At 64.4% G+C, this 17,342-nt stretch carries 12 protein-coding genes; 9 read left to right on the top strand and 3 right to left on the bottom strand.

All coding sequences use genetic code 11. The features are described from left to right. Window positions 1-38 precede the first annotated feature (38 nt). Window positions 39-1,184: a LysR family transcriptional regulator gene (locus JS533_RS04105; protein ID WP_241513251.1), complete on the bottom strand. Its 1,146-nt coding sequence runs from the start codon at window positions 1,182-1,184 to the stop codon at window positions 39-41. A 305-nt stretch (window positions 1,185-1,489) separates the two neighbouring features. On the opposite strand from JS533_RS04105, the gene JS533_RS04100 reads away from it, so the two are divergent. The 8 genes from JS533_RS04100 to JS533_RS04065 all read left to right on the top strand — a co-directional run bounded on the left by JS533_RS04100 (window position 1,490) and on the right by JS533_RS04065 (window position 12,150). Next, entirely contained in the window at window positions 1,490-3,109 is a 1,620-nt protein-coding gene (locus tag JS533_RS04100; RefSeq protein WP_241513250.1) for a type 2 periplasmic-binding domain-containing protein, read from the top strand. Window positions 3,110-3,386: 277 nt separating this feature from the next. Then, window positions 3,387-4,352, top strand: a complete 966-nt coding sequence (locus tag JS533_RS04095) for a family 43 glycosylhydrolase (RefSeq protein ID WP_241513249.1) — start codon at window positions 3,387-3,389, stop codon at window positions 4,350-4,352. 377 nt (window positions 4,353-4,729) lie between these two features. Beyond that, window positions 4,730-5,026, top strand: coding sequence for a hypothetical protein (locus tag JS533_RS04090; RefSeq protein WP_241513248.1), 297 nt, complete (start codon window positions 4,730-4,732; stop codon window positions 5,024-5,026). A gap of 183 nt (window positions 5,027-5,209) precedes the next feature. Then, on the top strand, window positions 5,210-6,175 hold the full coding sequence (locus tag JS533_RS04085) for a CTP synthase (RefSeq protein WP_241513247.1): 966 nt from the start codon (window positions 5,210-5,212) through the stop codon (window positions 6,173-6,175). A gap of 541 nt (window positions 6,176-6,716) precedes the next feature. Next, window positions 6,717-7,676: a TatD family hydrolase gene (locus JS533_RS04080; RefSeq protein WP_241513246.1), complete on the top strand. Its 960-nt coding sequence runs from the start codon at window positions 6,717-6,719 to the stop codon at window positions 7,674-7,676. 259 nt (window positions 7,677-7,935) lie between these two features. After that, entirely contained in the window at window positions 7,936-10,332 is a 2,397-nt protein-coding gene (locus JS533_RS04075; RefSeq protein ID WP_241513245.1) for a KUP/HAK/KT family potassium transporter, read from the top strand. 57 nt (window positions 10,333-10,389) lie between these two features. Further along, window positions 10,390-11,274 (top strand): class II glutamine amidotransferase, encoded by an 885-nt coding sequence (locus JS533_RS04070; protein WP_241513244.1) that lies wholly within the window; start codon window positions 10,390-10,392, stop codon window positions 11,272-11,274. 66 nt (window positions 11,275-11,340) lie between these two features. Continuing rightward, window positions 11,341-12,150 (top strand): HD domain-containing protein, encoded by an 810-nt coding sequence (locus tag JS533_RS04065; protein WP_241513243.1) that lies wholly within the window; start codon window positions 11,341-11,343, stop codon window positions 12,148-12,150. 342 nt (window positions 12,151-12,492) lie between these two features. Here the strand turns inward: JS533_RS04065 and JS533_RS04060 are convergent, their stop codons facing one another. Then, complete coding sequence (locus JS533_RS04060) at window positions 12,493-13,821, bottom strand: ATP-binding cassette domain-containing protein (RefSeq protein ID WP_241513242.1); 1,329 nt, start codon at window positions 13,819-13,821, stop codon at window positions 12,493-12,495. Further along, window positions 13,818-15,179, bottom strand: a complete 1,362-nt coding sequence (locus JS533_RS04055) for an FtsX-like permease family protein (RefSeq protein ID WP_241513241.1) — start codon at window positions 15,177-15,179, stop codon at window positions 13,818-13,820. The genes JS533_RS04060 and JS533_RS04055 overlap by 4 nt, the downstream gene beginning before the upstream one ends. A gap of 569 nt (window positions 15,180-15,748) precedes the next feature. On the opposite strand from JS533_RS04055, the gene JS533_RS04050 reads away from it, so the two are divergent. After that, on the top strand, window positions 15,749-17,239 hold the full coding sequence (locus tag JS533_RS04050; RefSeq protein WP_420838618.1) for an LCP family protein: 1,491 nt from the start codon (window positions 15,749-15,751) through the stop codon (window positions 17,237-17,239). Window positions 17,240-17,342: the final 103 nt, after the last annotated feature.

Raw genomic sequence — 17,342 nt, 5'->3', positions numbered from 1 at the left:
TAGACGACCCATAAGCAAACGAATGGCTTGGTGTGAAATCAGCGTTCGAGCAGGGGAGCGGCGGCCCAGCGCAGTTCGTCCGCGAGCGTGCGCACGGCGGGCCGGTCGTCGCCGCGGCGCGTGATGATGCCGATGCCGCGCCTCGCGTACGGGTCGTCGATCGGCAGCAGCTCAAGATTCGGCGGCAGGGGCGCCATCGACGCGAGCCGCGAGACGATCGACACGCTGGTGCTGATCGCGACGAGGCTCTGCGTGGTCGCGTAGTCGTCCACGCAGTACGTGATGTTCGGCTCGAATCCCTCGCGCCGTGCCATGCTCAGCAGGTTCGTCTGGCAGAACGGGCAGCCGGCGATCCAGCCGTGGTCCGCGTATTCGCGCAGACGCACCGTGCGTGGGTGTCGTTCCGATCGCGCCGATCGCGCGTCGTCGGTGGTCGCTCCGCTCTCGTTCGCGGTGCCGGCGTTCGTATTGCTTGCGTTTGCGCCGCTTGTGTCCGTGCCGTTCGCCGCATCGGCAATCGTGCTATCGTCGCGTCCGTCGGTTGCGCACCGCGCGTCGGCCGTCTGTTTGCCGTTGGACTCGCCGCGCGCCGGATCGGGCGTCTTGCGCGCGAGCAGTAGCAGCGGATCGTCGCCGAGACGGTCGAATTGCACGTCGTCGTCGATCACGAGATATTGCGGGATACTTTCATAGCGGAAGATCACCGCGCAGTCGGCCTCGTCGCGGGCCACGGCGGCGATCGCCTCCGGCGGTTCGGCCTGAGCGAGGCTGACGTCGATGGTCGAGTCGACGCTGAGCTTGGCGAGCGCGCGCGAAACGATGGTCGAGCAGATCGACGGCGGAGCGAGCAGACGCAGCGACGTGTCGGTACGGCGCCGGTATTCGGCGAATTCCTTGCCTGCCTGCGCGAGCCGCAGCGCGATGAGTTCGCCGTGTTTGGCGAGGATCGCGCCGGCCGGTGTGAGCGCTGCGCCGCGGCCGGTGCGTTCGATGAGTTGACAGCCGCAGTCGCGTTCGAGCTTGCGCACCTGCTGGCTGACGGCCGGCTGCGACCAGCCGAGCACGCGTGCGGCCGCGGTCAGCGATCCTTCCGATCCGACGCGCCACAGCGTGACCAGCAGATTTGGATCAAGATTGACGATCGCGCTGTCGAACGCGACCCCATATTCGCCGGAACCTTCCATAGCAACTCTCCTTATATCCAACATGCAAGCGGGTGCGGACAGTTGGGCGGGCGGCGGTTGCGGCGTGGCCGTGGATATGGCTGGGAGTCGTCGGAGGTGCCGTTTTCCGCCGTGTGGCGACGGTCGCGGCGGGGCGTTTCGGCCGATGCGACACGCGAGGCTCGGCGTAACCGGTTGACACGATTCAAGAAGTTCGATATAACATACATGTTGTTTGTTTGACACGATTCAAGCAAATGAAAGCCTGCATTCAACGACGGATGCTGGTATGGAGAGAACATAGTCAACACAGACGGGAAACAATCATGCGCACTAGGAAGAGCAGTGTGATTCTCAAGGGCTTTGCGGTCGCGTCATCGCTGGCGATGCTCGCGTCGGTTGCGGCGTGCGGCGCCAGCACCGCGAACAACGCCAAAACTTCGGACGGCAAGCCGATCGTCAAGATTCTGGTCGTCAAGGCTAGCACGCAGATCCCGATGAAAGACATGAAATGGACGCAGGACCTCGAGAAGGAGGCCGGCGTCAAGATCAAGTGGCAGGAAGTCCAGCAGAGCGCTTGGGATCAGCAGAAGAACGTCTCCCTCGCGGCCGGTGACGTCGCGGACCTCAACATCCGCGCCTACAATCCGGACGACACCGCCAAGAATCCCGACGTGTTCGAGGAACTCACCGACGACATCGACAAGATGCCCAACGTCAAGAAGTTCTTCGAGGAGAAGCCCATTGCGAAGAAGTTCGTCGAGGTCAGTGGTAAGATCCGCGTCCTGCCCTCCGATCGCGGCAAGGGCTACCTCGCCTCCGGCCAGCACATGCTCATCAACAAGGCGTGGCTCGACAAGCTCGGTCTCAAGGTGCCGATCACTTGGGACGAGCTGACCAAGGTGCTCGAGGCGTTCAAGACGCAGGATCCGAACGGCAACGGCAAGCAGGATGAGATCCCGATGCACCTGCGCGCCCTGCCGACCGATCAGGTCGGCATGTGGTGGAGCCCGTTCCTGTTCCTCAACTCCACCGGTATCGTCACGCAGTACAACGCCGGTCCGTCCGGCCAGGGCATCTACGTCAAGGACGGCAAGGTCGGCAACTACATGCAGACCGACGAGTTCCGCCAGGTGCTCGACTACCTCGCCAGCCTGAAAAAGAAGGGCCTCGTGCCCGACAACTGGGTGACGCTCGACGACAGCAAGTACTGGGCGCAGCTGCAGCCCGGCGGTTCCGAGGCGACCGTCGGCGCGGCGTTCGGCTGGGACGGCACCGCGTTCGGCGCGATCGACTCCGATCTGTACAAGCAGTACATCACCATTCCGGTGCCGTCCGCTCCGGGCGTCTCCGCGTCCGAAACCGTGTGGGACGGCTCGCGTGAAAACAACGAGTTCGAGGACTACCACATGTCCATGAGCGCAAACGCGGCCAACAAGGACGCCGCGCTCAAGGTCATCAACCTGCTCTACTCCGAGAAGTACTCCGTGCAGCAGCTGTACGGCGCGATTCCTGAGTACCTCGAGGACAACGGCAACAGCACCTACACCGTCACCCAGGCGCAGATCGACGCGTGGGCCGAAGGCAAGGGCCCGGCTCTGGCCGACCGTCTCGCCGGCTGGATCCCGGACAGTGTGACCATCAAGAACGACCAGTCGATGGACTCCATCGCTGCCGCCGACAAGGCCAACGAGGAGCAGTACAAGAACTACGACCACACCAAGGACATGATGCCGATCTACGTGCGTCTGGACGAGGCGGACCAGAACACGGTCGCCAACGATTTCACCACCGTGTTCAGCACGGCGATGCCGCAGATCGCCAAGTTCGCGCAGGAGGGCACCACCGACGCGACGTGGAAGGCGTTCCAGGACCAGCTCACGCAGCTCAACATCGACGAGCCGACCCAGCTGTGGCAGAAGGCGTACGACAAGTACGTCAAGTGATGGTGCGTCAAGTGGCGCCGGATCCGCGGGCGTGACGTCCCGCGGGCCCGACAGGGCGGCCGTATCCCGGCGGGGTGCGGCCGTCGTCATATCCCGCGACAAACGCGACAAAATCATGCAACATCGCGCACATTGATTTGTCTCGATTCAAAAAGTCATGTATAACGATACATAGCATGTAATCGCACGAGCGCGGAGCCACAACGCACCGCGACGCCGGCAGCGACTTGGCGGCGGATCGTGCGGCGAACACGAACTTCAGAAAGGCCTGATACCAATGACCGTACTCGAACAGCCGGTCGTCCGCGCGGTGCCGCGCGACGAACTGCCGCACCGCGTCAACAACATGCGGCTCGCCACCAACCCGCTGCAGCGTTACTGCGCGGACCCGAACCTCGCCATCTTCGACGGCCACTACTTCCTCTACTGCACCGACGACGGCGTGGACAACTGGGGCACCACCGCGTTCAGCGTGTACGTGTCCGACGACCTCGCCTCGTGGAAGCGCTACCCGGCGCTCGACCTGCGCGACGTGCCGTGGTGGGACGGCACGGACGGCGCGTGGGCGCCCAGCATCGTCCAGCGCCCCGACGGACGTTACGTGTTCTACTTCGTCGCCGGATCGCAGATCGGCGCGGCCGTCGCCGAATCGCCGTACGGACCGTTCGTCGCCGAACCGCAGCCGCTGATCCGCAAGGGCACGTTCGAGTGCCACACGATCGACCCCGGCGTGTTCGTGGACGCCGACGGCACGCGCTACCTGCTGTGGGGCAACGGCCGCGCATGGGCCGCGCCGCTCAACGACGACTGCGTCTCGTTCGACGAGACCAAGGCGTTCAGCTGGGTGCCCGGCGACTTCCGCGAGGCGATCTGGCTGCACCAGCGCGACGGCGTCTACTATGCGAGCTGGAGTGAAAACGACGCGCGCGACCCGGAATACTGCGTCAAATACGCGACCGCCCCGTCCCTGCACGGGCCGTGGAGCGAGCCGCGCACGCTCATTGAACAGGATCCGGCGCACAAGCTGTACGCCACCGGCCACCACAACATCGTGAACATCCCCGGCACCGACGAATGGATCGTCGCCTACCACCGCTTCGCGTACAACCCGGTCGGCCGCTGGCATGGCGGCAACGGCTGCCACCGCGAGACCGTGTTCGCGCCGCTCATCCACAAGTCCGACGGCACGCTCGCCCAGATCATCCCCCAGATCGGCTCCTACGTGCGCCCGCTCTCCTTCTGAGCGGCTGTGGCGTTTGTCCTTCTGTTGGGCGCTGTGGCGTTTGTCCTTCTGTTGGGCGCTGTGGCGTTTGTCCTCTTGTTGGGCGGCTGTTGGATGTCTCCCTCCTTCTGGTGGTTGTCGGGCGGTCTCCTTCCTCTGCTGCATACCTGCCCGCGGTTGCCTGACCCGGGATCCATTGAATGCCCGGCCATGAACCAACGCCGGGGATCCTCGTGGCGTTGGTTTGCGGCGGGCCCCATCGGTTGCTCGCCATATGCCAACGCAAAAGGGATGTGGAGTGTTGGTTTGTGGCGGGGAGTCGTCTGTTACCCGTCAGGAGCTAACGCGGGAGGAGCGTTGAGCGTTGGTTTGTGGTGGGAATCATGTGCTGCTCGTCAGTGGCCAACGCAAAAGGGGTGTTTGGCGTTGGTTTGTGGCGGGAACCGTTGATTGCCCGCCAGACGCTAACGCAAAAGAGGGCCGAAGCGTTGGTTTGCGGCGAGAGCCATCTGTTGCCCGTCAGCGGCCAACGCAAAAGGGGTGTTGAGCGTTGGTTTGTGGCAGGAGCTGCCCACCAGACGCTAACGCCAAAGAGGATCGAGGAGTTGGTTTATGGCGAAAACCATGTGCCGCTCGTCAGGAGCCAACGCAAGAGGAGCATCTGGCGTTGGTCCTTGGCTAAAACCTTCGGTTAGGTCGGCGGTTGGAGCGGATCATAGCCGACTGGACGGTGCGACATGGCTTCATGGTGGCTGTCCGGACGTCCTCCGCCGAGTTATCCACATGCCAGTTATCCACAACACGCCGATAGGTCGAGTCTGCGTCCACATGCCCCGAAAACCGGTGGCTGTCGGGAGAATTGCGGATATGGTCGGAGCATGAAAGCGCACCATCGAATCAATCGCCTGCTGGCGGACGCGCATCGTGATGGACGATGCGCCATCCCGCAGAATGATGCCGACCTTATGGCTTTGTCCCGCCGCGTCCGATGCGGACAGGTGATACGCCCACGCCGTGGATTGTATGCGGACGCGACGTATTGGAACGGCCTGAACCCTGCGGTCCAGGCCGTGCATATGGCCAGGACGTTGTCGCTGCTTCATCCGGGTTGGGTGTTCGCCGGGCCGACCGCTGCCGCCATACATGGATTCGACCATCAGTGGAGCATCCACCATCCGGGATTGTATGTGGCGGATTCCGTCCGCGGCTCCGGTCCACGATGCGGGCTGAACTATATTTCCATGTCGTCGATTCCGTCTGTCGTCGTCGGTGACGTGACGGTGACTTCTGTCCCCCGTACGTTGGTGGATTGTGGCCTGCTGCTGCCGTTCGGCCAAGCTTTGGCCATCTTCGATTCTGCGCTGCTGAGAGCGGGCGTGACGAAGGATGAGGTGCGGGAGATCTGCAACGGTGTGCGTCGGGATTGCACGCCTGTGGGCCGTCTGTTGGATTATGCGGATCCCCGCAGTGAGAACGGAGGGGAATCCCTGCTGCGCGCCGTGATCGTGGAGGATGGGTTCATGGTTCCGGTGCTGCAGCATGTATTCGTGAACCCGAACGATCCGAATGAATGGTACCGGGTGGATTTTGTCTGGTTTCTGCGGGATGGTCGCATCATCGTGGCCGAATACGACGGCATGGCGAAATACACGGATCCCGCCATGACCGACCGGCAGTCCATACGAACAGTGGTGAACCGGCAGGCCAGACGGGAACGCGCCCTGCTGACGTGGGGGAAGGTCGACGTGATTGTACGCGTCGATTACGATGATGTCGTCCGCCGTACTCCTGTGACAATGAAGCTGACGGAGGCCGGGGTGCCGCGTGCCGGTAGGCCGTTCTGATCGGATGATGCCGATTCCGCCCCGGAGCGGTTTGCTGATGGTATGGGACATCCGCCGGGGGCAGTTGGGTGGCCAATGGTCCTTGCCGCAAATCAACGCTGAACACCCTCGCGGCGTTGGTTTGTGGCGGGCTCTATCGGCTGCTCGCCATATGCCAACGCAAAAGGGGCGCTGAACGTTGGCTGGTGGCGAGAACTATCTGTTAATCGTCAGTGGCCTACGCGGGAGGGATGTGAAGTGTTGGTTTGTGGCGAGAGCCGTTGATTGCTCGTCATGAGTCAACGCAGGAGGGGTGTGAAGTGTTGGTTTGTGGCGAGAGCCGTTGATTGCTCGTCATGAGCCAACGCGGGAGGGGTGTGAAGTGTTGGTTTGTGGCGAGAGCCGTTGATTGCTCGCCAGAGAGCAACGCGTGAGAGGGGTGTCTTCAAAGGCGCCGCCTCTGTCGGGTGGATTAAGTTCAATGCGCAACGAAGAGAGGGGGCGGGAGCCGAACATGCCCCGGCGATCGCCGGACGGCAGGGCCCTTCATAGACTGGAGGGCATGAGCAAGCATCATCATCGCGACCGCAGCTGGGCGCCCGCGCCTCCCGCGCTGCCCGAGGACGCGCAGGTCATCGACAACCACACGCACGTCGCCTCCGTCGTGCCGTTCGCGCGGGCCATGAGCCACGAGGCCGTCGAAAAAGGCCAGCCGGAAGTCCCCGTATACGGCGTCGACGAACTGCTCGCGCAGGCCGCGGCCGTCGGCGTGAGCGGCATCATCGACTGCGGTTGCGAACTGCCGAACCTGCAGGTCGCCATCGACATGGCCCGCGAACATCCCGGACAGGTCCACGCGGCCATCGCCATCCATCCCAACGAGGCCGTGCGCCACGGGCATCGCGCCGTGCCCGGACCGGACGGGCTCGCCGTCAAATACAAGCCGTACCACGCCGTGAGCTTCGACGACGCGATGGCCGAAGTCGACCGGCTCGCACGCGCCTACCCCAGGCAGGTCGTCGCCATCGGCGAAACCGGTATGGACCTGTTCCGCACCGGCGAATCCGCCAAGCACATCCAGATCGAGGCGTTCCGCGCGCACATCGCACTCGCCAAGGAACTCGGTCTGCCCATGCAGATCCACGACCGCGACTCGCACGCCGAAGTCATCGACACGCTCCTCGCCGACGGGGCCCCCGAACGCACCGTCTTCCACAGCTACTCCGGCGACGTGGCGATGGCCGAGATCGCGCGCGAGCACGGCTGGTACCTGAGCATGTCCGGCACGTGCAGCTACAAGGGCAACGACGGGATCCGCGAATCCGCGCGCATCGTCGGCCTCGACCACATCATGGTCGAGACGGACGCGCCGTACCTGACGCCGATGCCGTACCGTGGGCGCACCAACGCGCCGTACATGATCCCGTACACGCTCGCCGCGCTCGCCGATGTGTTCGATCTGCCCGTGGCCGAGGTCGCGCGCGCGACGCGACGCACGACGCGCGAGGTGTACGGCATCTGACGGTCGGTTGACCGCCGGTTGACGGTCGGTTGACGGTTGGTTGACCGGTTGATCAACAGCCGATCAACAGCCGATCAACGGTCGGTCGACATGTGTCTACACGATTCAGCCGCGATTGTGTGATTTGGCAAATATTCGGCGCGCGCCTATACTGTCCGCTTAAGCAACGAAGAAGTCCGTCGGAACCCTCCGGCGGGCTTCTTCGCGTGTGAGGTGGTGCATGAGCGGGGAGGGTCCCCGCCAATGTGGAGGATGCGTTATGGCGCAACAACCTGACGAAACCCTGCTGAAAGCCGACACGTTCACGAACGCGCCCAAGGTTTCCCGCAGAACACTGACCGAAGAGGAAAAAGAAGAACTCGCCAAGCAGCGGCAGGCCGAGCAGAAAGAGGCCGTCAAGCTGTATGAGACCGCGTCCAAGGGACCGCTGGGACGCTGGTGGGCCAAACTCCAGTCAGGCCCGGATAAGATCTCGCTCGCCATGTCAATCGTTGCACTCGGCGTCGTCTACGGCGACATCGGCACTTCGCCGCTGTACACCGCGCAGACGTTCCTGTCGGGGCAGGGCGGCATCGCGAATGCCGACCGCGAGGCCGTGCTCGGCCTGCTGTCGCTGATCTTCTGGTCGATCACGCTGATCACCACCGTCAAGTACGTGCTGATCGCGATGCGCATCGACAACAACGGCGAAGGCGGCATCTTCGCGCTCTATTCGCTGATCCGCCGCCACGGCTCGTGGCTGGCGATCCCGGCCATGGTGGGCGGCGCGGCGTTCCTCGCCGACTCGGTGCTCACCCCGGCCGTCTCGATCAGCTCCGCCGTCGAAGGCCTGACCACGTTGCCGCAGATCGAGCCGCTGTTCGATGCGAACCCCGACCTGACGCTCATGATTACGGTCGTCATCATCGTCGTGCTGTTCTGCGTGCAGTCGCGCGGCACCGAAAGCATCGGCAAGGTGTTCGGCTCCGTCGTGCTCGTCTGGTTCACGTTCCTCGCCGTCGTCGGCGCGGTGAACCTCGCCGGCGACTGGACCGTCTTCGCCGCGCTCAACCCCGTCTACGGCGTGAGGTTCCTGTTCAGCCCGCACAACGCCGCCGGCATCGCGCTCATGGGCACCGTGTTTCTGTCCACCACCGGCGCCGAGGCGCTCTACTCGGACATGGGCCACGTGGGCCGCGGCAACATCTACTTCACCTGGCCGTTCATCAAGGTCGCGCTCGTGCTGTGCTACTTCGGCCAGGGCGCGTGGATCCTGCGCAACCAGCACAATCCGGCGCTCGCGCATCTGACGACCCTCAACCCGTTCTTCCAGATGATGAACCCGAACGTGCGCTATGTGGCCGTGATCCTGTCGGTCGCGGCCGGCGTGATCGCCTCGCAGGCCCTGATCACCGGCGCGTTCACGATGGTGTCCGAAGCGACGCGACTCAACTGGATGCCGCATCTGCAGGTGCGCTACCCGGCGCGCACGCGCGGACAGCTGTACATCCCGGTCGTCAACGGCGTGCTGCTGGCGGCGACGCTGTCCGTGCTCGCCATGTTCCGCGACTCCGAGCACATCTCCGCCGCGTACGGACTGGCGCTGACGATCACGATGATCACGACCACCGTGCTGCTCACCGTGTACATCTGGTACAGCGGACGCCGGTTCGGCGCGATCGTGTTCCTGCTCGTGTTCCTCGCGATCCAGATCATGTTCTTCATCGCGTCGATGGCGAAGTTCCTGCACGGCGGCTGGTTCACGATGCTGCTCACGCTCGCGATCCTGTTCGTGATGTACACGTGGAACGAGGGCACCAAGATCGAACGTTCGCAGCGTCGGCATATGAAGACCGGCGATTTCCTGCCTGCGCTCGAACGTTTGCACGGCGACTTCCGCATCCCGTACTTCGCCGACAACCTCGTGTACATGACCGCCGATTCGGAGATGCGCCGGCTCGACACCGACATCTTCTTCTCGATCTTCGCCGACCACCCCAAGCGCGCCCGCGCATGGTGGGCCGTCTCCGTGCAGACCACCGACGAGCCGTTCACCCGCGAATACTCGGTCGAGAACTTCGGCACGAACTTCCTGTTCCGCGTGCGCATCCGCCTCGGATTCAAGGTCTCGCAGTCGATCCCGGTCTACCTGCACCAGATCATGCACGACCTCAACCGCTCCGGCGAGTTGCCGCAGCAGAAGTCGCTCTACCCGAAGGTCGACGCCGATCCCGACATCGGCACGATCCGCTACGTGCTGGTCCACAAGGATCTCATGCCGGAGTCGAAGGTCACCACGCGCGGCGCGGTCGCGCTGCGCACCAAGTACGCGATCCGCCACGTCGCCGGCTCGCCGGTCAAATGGTTCGGACTCGCGCCGTTCAATCCGATCGTCGAAGTGCAGCCGCTGTTCATCGCGACCCGCCGCCCGCCCAGGCTCAAGCGCGTGCCGCTCAAGAAGCCGAACGACGGGCGCATGGCCGAATCCGGACAGCTCGCCGAACTCGTCGCATCCGTCGAGGACGGGGCCCGTGACGCGCGCAGCGGCAGGCCCCAGCCGAAACGCGGACTGCCGTCGGACGCCGAGACCACCATCGTGATGGAGCGTCAGCCGAAAGCCAACGCCAAGGCCAACCCCAAGCTGACGCCCGCGCCGACGTCCGAGACCAAGCTATAAGGAACGCCTATAACCGCGCCGCCATGTCGCGGCGCGGCTCCGGTACAGTAATCAACCATGTGCAGATTACTGGGATACGCAACGGCAGGGACCAACCTGAGCCTCAACGACGTGCTCGGTCAATCCGCAGCGCGCGAGTTCATCGAACTGAGCGAGATCCACAACGACGGTTGGGGCGCCTCGCTGATCTCCGAACCCGCGGACCCGCCCCACGTCCGGGACGGCGGCGCGCCCGCGCCCGAAACCGGCGTCAAACTGTACAAGAGCACCATCGCCGCCTACCACGATCCGCTGTCCGCCGACTTCGCCGCCGACCCGGCGCGCGGCGCGCTGTGGCACCTGCGCTTGGCCAGCTCGCATCAGCCGCTCATCATGGAGAACCAGCAGCCGTTCTTCGCCAACGGCCTGTCGTTCATCCACAACGGCGACATCTCCGACGAGAACGGCGTGAACATCATCCACAACCGCAACTATCCGGTCAACCGCGGCGCGTTCCTGTCCACCGGCGGCCGTTCCGACTCGGCCATCTTCTTCTCGGTCATCCTCGAATACGTGGCGTTCGGATTCGCGCTCGACGAGGCCGTCGCGCAGGCCGTGCGCCAGCTGCGTCAGGCCTACCCGAAGTCGAGCTACAACTGCATGATCCAGAGCGAGGACCAGTTCATCGCGCTGTGCGCCGCCGGCCGCGAGGTCACCAGCCCGCGCATCGTCGAGATCTACGACCAGTACGGCAAGGCCGACAAGGCGCACGACTATCGCGTGATCCGCTACCGTGCGCTGGGCGAGGGGACGGACGGTGCTGCGACCGACCAGCCGAAGGGCGTGGTCGTGGCCAGCTCCGGCTTCGCGCAGGACGAGGCCGACGGTTGGACGCGGCTCAACAACGACCAGATGATCGTCGCCTCCAACCGCACCGGCGAGTTCCGCGTCCGTTCCATCTGATTCATCCGGCATCCGACCGACGTCCGGCACGGGAGTCCGCACGGAATCAGCCCTACAATGGCGGGTATGAGCGGATACATTCCAACCCTTGAGCAAATCGACGAGCTGCATCGCCGTATTTCCCCCTCCGAAGCGGCGTACGAGCTGATCCACACGCATTGCGTGATCGTCGCCACCATCGCCTGCCAGCTGGCCCGCCGGCAGAACGCGCTGTTCACCCGGCGCTGCACGCTGCCGAAGGACGCGCCCGAACTGAGGCCGGTCGACGTGAACGGGAGCGTGAGCGGCGAGACGGCAGCGGATGCGCCGACCGCTGCGGATGCGCCGGCCGCGGCAGCGCACCTGACATGGACCGTCCCGCCGAGCGGGGGAGTGGAGGGCGGCACCGTGCCGCCGCGACTGCTCGACGAGCATCTGGTGATGATCGGCGGCCTGCTGCACGACATCGGCACCTACCGCGTGCTCAAGCACGACGGTTCCGACGACGAGCCGCTCAAATTCGACGGCAAACGCTACATCCTGCACGGCCTGCTCGGCTATGAGTGGCTGCTCGAACAGGGCGTGGACGAGTCGATCGCCCAATTCGCGCGCAACCACACCGGCGTGGGCCTGACGAAGGAGGACGTGATCCGGCAGGACCTGCCGCTGCCGCCCGACGATTACGCGCCCGTCAACCTCGAACAGGAGACCGTGATGGTGGCCGACAAGTTCCACAGCAAGTCCACGCCGCCGAAGTTCCTGTCCGTCGACGCGTACACGGCCAAGGCCCTGCGCTTCGGCGAGGAAAACGGCCGCCGCTGGCTCGCCCTCGTCGAACGCTACGGCCGCCCCGACATCGCCTCGCTCGCCGCCAAATACCACATGCGCATGGTGTGACTGCGGTATCGCGCTGCATGGCCTGTTTTGAAATGCATCTTGCAGTTCTAGGTCATTTGTCTTGGTATTACTCGTTCGACCGCGTGCGTGAGGGCCGGAAAATGGCGGAATTTCAACACCGATTCGACTGAATTGTGACCGGATATCTGCAGGAACGACCTAGAACTGCAAGATATGCTTCAAAACAGGCCGCGCACGACGGGTGGAGACCTCCGTCGGACAATAGGCACGGTATGCCATGCGATTCCGAAACTACGGGAACGGCCCGGCTCCCAAGGGGAACCGGGCCGTTTGCCGTATCTGCGCGGTCAGTGCCGGCCGCTGTGTGTCACAACCGCCGCGTCACTCACTCAGGTAGGTGACGTGCTCCGCGACTTCGGCCACCTCATCGTCGGAGGTGAGGACCACCACGCAACGCTTGTCGTCGCCGCGGGTGAGCGAAAGCAGCGTCTTGAGCACGGTCACGCTGTCGTCCGCGTCCAGTCCGCCGGTCGGCTCGTCGGCGATGATGACCTCCGCGTCGCACGAGATCGCGCGCGCGATCGCCACCAGCCGCTTCTGCACCTCCGGCAGCTTGCCGGCCGGCACGTTCGGCGTGTCCGCGTCGAAGCCGACGCGCATGAGCAGCTCGCGCGCCAGCACCGGCTTCGGCTTGAGGAACGTGCGTCCGGAGGCATCCATCGCGTACAGCACGTTCTGCTCGGCGTTCAGATCGTCGCGCACCGCGTAACGCTGCGGAATCAGGCCGAACCGGTGGCCGAGCAGCTCACCCGGATCGATTTCGAGCACGTTGAGGCTCTTGTTCATCACCGCGCCGTCGGTCGGACGCGTCAAGCCGGTCACGAGCCCGAGCAGCGCGACGCGCTCGTCGTCGCCGTCCACGCGGATCGCGTACAGGTGCCCCTTGTAGAAGGACGCGCTGACGCGGTCGAGCGTGTTGTGCCCGCTCTTGCGATCCGTCAGCGTCACCTTGTTGAGCGCGAGCGACGGGTACGCCTTGAGCAGCTTGTCGTCCTCGCGCCCGGCCTTGAGCTCCTTGTCGAGACGGACGGACAGTCGCAGCGACTGGTCGTCGGCCGATGCGCCGCCGGCCGCGTTCGCATGATCCGCCTCGGCGATGGCCTGCGACGTCGCGTCCTGCTTCTTGCCGAGCGCGAGCGTTTCGTTGACGCGCGCCGCGTTGGCCGCGGCCACGCCCGCCACATCGCCGATCGTGGCGTCGACGGAATCGTTCGCGCCGTCCGCGATGGTGTCGTCCGACTTGTCTGCATCGACGTCGACGTCGTCGTTCGTGCCGTCCGCGCGATCCGTAGCGTTCACGGCCGAGGCGAGCGTTTCGCTTACGTTTGCGATATCGACGGCGATGGTCTCGTCGTCGTCCGCCGATGCGTTTTCGGACGCATCCGCATCATCATCGTCATCGTCGAACACGATGCTGAACTGCACGTTCTGCGCGGCTGCATCCGTCGTATCGGCGTCGGCTGTTGCCTTGTCGCTCTCCGCGGCATGCTCCGCGACGTTCTGCGCGACGTCCGTCGCTTCGGCGGCGCCGGTGTTGTCGACGGTGTTGTCGACGGTGCTGTCCGTGTTATCGGTGGTCATGGTGTTCTTCTCGCTTTCGTCGATGGTGGTGCCGTTGTCGACGCTGTTGTCGTTCTTCGTATCGCTCATGCCGTCGCCTCTTCCGCAGCGTTGTCACGCGCACCGGCAACGAACCCGGCACGCGCCGCGAACAGCTTCCGCGGTCCGAAGCAGGCCACGCGCAGCGCCGCGACGATGCCGAGCGCGAGCACGGAAACCAGTCCGATCCAGCCGACGTGCCAGATCATGCCGCCGTTGATGGTGGTCGCATATCCGGTGGCGAGCGATGCGCCGAGCGGCTTGGACGCGAATCCGCCGACCAGCAGACCGAGTCCCAGGCCGACGAGCAGCGGGATGAACGCCTCGAGCATGAGCTGCCAGCCCATGCGGCCGCCGGTCACGCCGCAGATCAGCGCGGTGCCGATCTCGTCGCCGCGACGCCACACGCTCAGCAGCACGAGCGCGAGCAGCAGCACGCCGCCGGCGGCCAGCACCGCGACCGACACGGTGTTCATCCGCTCGTTGAGCGCGGTGATCGGCTTGATCTTCTGCTCATACGCGGTGATGGTCGGCGAGGAGACCTCGTAACCGGACTTGAGCGTCTTCTTGACGTTCTTGACGAACTTGTTGTAGTCGCTCATCGAGCTGAACTCGAACACGTAGCTCAGGTCGGGCTTGCTCCAGTCGGAGGCCTTCTCGTTGGCCCATTCGGTGGTGTACATCGTGCTGTAGGCCACGTAGATCGCGTTGTCGCGGTTGTCCTTGGCGAGCTTGGCGTCGGAGCCGTGGCCGGCGGCCGCCTCGTCGGTGTACTCGTAGATGCCGCGCACCACGAGCTCGGTGGTCTTCTTCGCGTCGGACGGGCTGGCGATGGTGAACTTGTCGCCGACCTTGAGATTGTTCTTGCTGGCGAGCGCCTGCGAGATGAGCGCGCCCTTCTCGGCCTTGCCGGAGTAGCTCAGATGCTTGCCCTTGACGACCTTGTAGGAGCCGAGGTCGTTGTCGCGCGCGGTGGCGACGGAGGTGAACGACTTGAGCGTGAACTCGCCGCCGGTCTTGTCGGCGCTCGCGTCGGACGTGCCGGCGATGGCCTGGATGGAGTCGGAGGTCTGGCGCACCGGGAACGATTCGGATGCGTTGACGGTCGACAGTGTGATGTTCGCGGTGGTGACGACCGCGTAGTAGCCGTTGTAGGTGTCGGTGGTCAGGTAGTTCTTGACCCAGCTGGAGTCGGTGCCGTCGTATTTCGCCTGCTTGGCCGCGGTCATGCGCACGATTGCACCCGGTGCGAGGGAGGCGCGGTCGGTGACGGTGGCCGTTTCGTTCGCCTGTCGCACGGACAGCGTGAACAGCGACCCGAAGGCGACGACGAGTGCGATGACAAGGATCAGCAGCGTGCGCAGTTTGTGGCGCATGAGCTGACCCCAGGCGTTCTTGAGAACGAACATACGGCTTCTCCAGTTCTCCCGAGTTGTGCGGCCGCACGTCGTCATGGGCGCGGACCGTCGGTTGCGTTGGCCGGGACGCCGCCGGGGCGGTTCCGCTCCCGGCGACGCGGCCGGGGCGTGCCGGCCGGCAGGGCTAGGCATCCCGTGGCAACACTATGGCTGTGATATGTGGATGTTTTCTTGTCGAAGTCTACTGTAGTCCTGCAATAAGTCTGGGAAAATCCTGAATGCGACATGCGCGGGCCGGTTGCGCACGTGTCCGGAAGCCGACACGACTCAGCACAATCAGACACAATCCGGCCCGATCCGACACAACGTAGCCGGAATGTCGCCCGGTCCGTTGCGGAATCGGCGTTAACCGGCGAGACACCCTCTGTTATACTTCCCCTACGTACATGCAATTCGCTGCACGGCAGCGCATTGTCGGCGGCTCCATGCGGAGCGACCCCGCGTCGCATTGCGACTTTTGCGACCATCGCGGCATTCCGCGGCATCCGCCTTCGGATCGTCCCGGTCGCGCGTGGGTATGGCGGTGCTTGCCGGCCGTGCTCGGCGAACGGGAGGTAACCATGGCGGCACACAAACTCACGCGTTCGACCCATCGTTCGACCGAGTTGCCGAATCTCGTCTGGCATCATGCCGGCACGCCGCGGCATTCGCTGGGATACCGGGTCAGCCACCGGGCGGTCAGCGTGGTCGCGATGGTGCTGGTCGCGGCGCTGACGTTCGTGGGCACGGCCGCGGCCGCGGTGTGGACGGACATGTCCGGCACGGTGAAGAGCCAGGGCGTGAAGTCGATCGTGCAGGACGGCAAGGACGATACGGAGAACACGCTGATCGATCCGTACGCGAACGAGCCGATCGACATCCTGCTCATCGGCCAGGATACGCGCGAGGGCAGCGGGAACACGGCCGTCGGCGGCGCCGCGGACGATACGCAGGGACTGCACAATTCGGACACGACGATGGTCCTGCAGATCGCCGCGGACCGTTCGTACATCAATCTGGTTTCCATTCCGCGCGACTCGATGGTCGACGTGCCGAGCTGCACCACGTCGAACGGCGAGATCGCGGCGCAGTATTACGTGCGATTCAACTCGATCTTCGCGAACGCGTACGCGACGGGCGGCGATCTCGCATCGGCCGCGAGCTGCACGTTGAGCGCGGTGAACTCGCTGACCGGCATGGACATCAAGAACTTCATGGTCGTCGACTTCGCCGGTCTGGTGAAGATGATCGACGCGATCGGCGGCGTGGACATCTGCGTGCCGGTCGACACGCAGGACGACACGACGCAGCTCGACCTCAAGCGCGGCATCCACCATCTCGACGGCACGCAGGCCACGCAGTACGCGCGCATGCGCAAGGGCACCGGCACCGACGGTTCGGACATCATGCGCACCACGCGTCAGCAGTATCTGATCAAACGTCTGGTCAAGACCGCGCTGTCGAAGAACTACTTCACGCAGACGAGCCAGCTGTACCAGCTCGCGAAGGCCGCGATCCAGTCGGTGCAGATGAGCGAGAGCCTCGCGGACGTGACCGCGCTGGCGGGGCTCGCGATGAGCCTCAAGGACTTCGACACGTCGCGCCTGTATTCGCAGACCGTGCCGATCGAGGCGGATCCGCTCAACCCGCAGGCCACGGTGGTGTGGGCCTCGACCGCGGACGCCATGTGGGCCAAGCTGCGCGAGCACAAGTCGCTGGTCGAGACGAGCACGTCGTCTTCGTCCTCGTCGGATGGTTCGTCGTCCGGTTCGACTGACGGTTCGTCTGACGGTTCGTCGGATGGTTCCGGCACGAGCGACGGCACCGACTCGAGCGGCTCGTCGTCCTCGTCCGACGGTTCGTCGACGTCCGGTACGGACTCCGGTACGGACGGATCGACGTACGATGCGGCGACGAACACGATCACCAAGGCCGACGGCACGCTGATCGACGCGGACACGAACGGCATCATCGACCCGGAGACCGGCGCGATCACCGACCCGGACACCGGCCAGTTCATGGGCCTCGCCAACCGCTACATCGAAGTCACCTACTGCCCCGGCATCTCGTGAGGCACCGCGCGAGGCGCGATCCCGCAAAGTGACTACGTAGCGCGCGGTGTGAGCGTGAACAACCCGTGCATTCCATCCACGTGAGACTCCCGGTTTTCATTTC

Source organism: Bifidobacterium amazonense, from assembly GCF_018555435.2.
GTDB classification, from domain to species: Bacteria; Actinomycetota; Actinomycetes; order Actinomycetales; family Bifidobacteriaceae; genus Bifidobacterium; species Bifidobacterium amazonense.
Note: the sequence above shows the minus strand (reverse complement) of the source record. Positions and strands in the feature narration are given on the sequence as shown.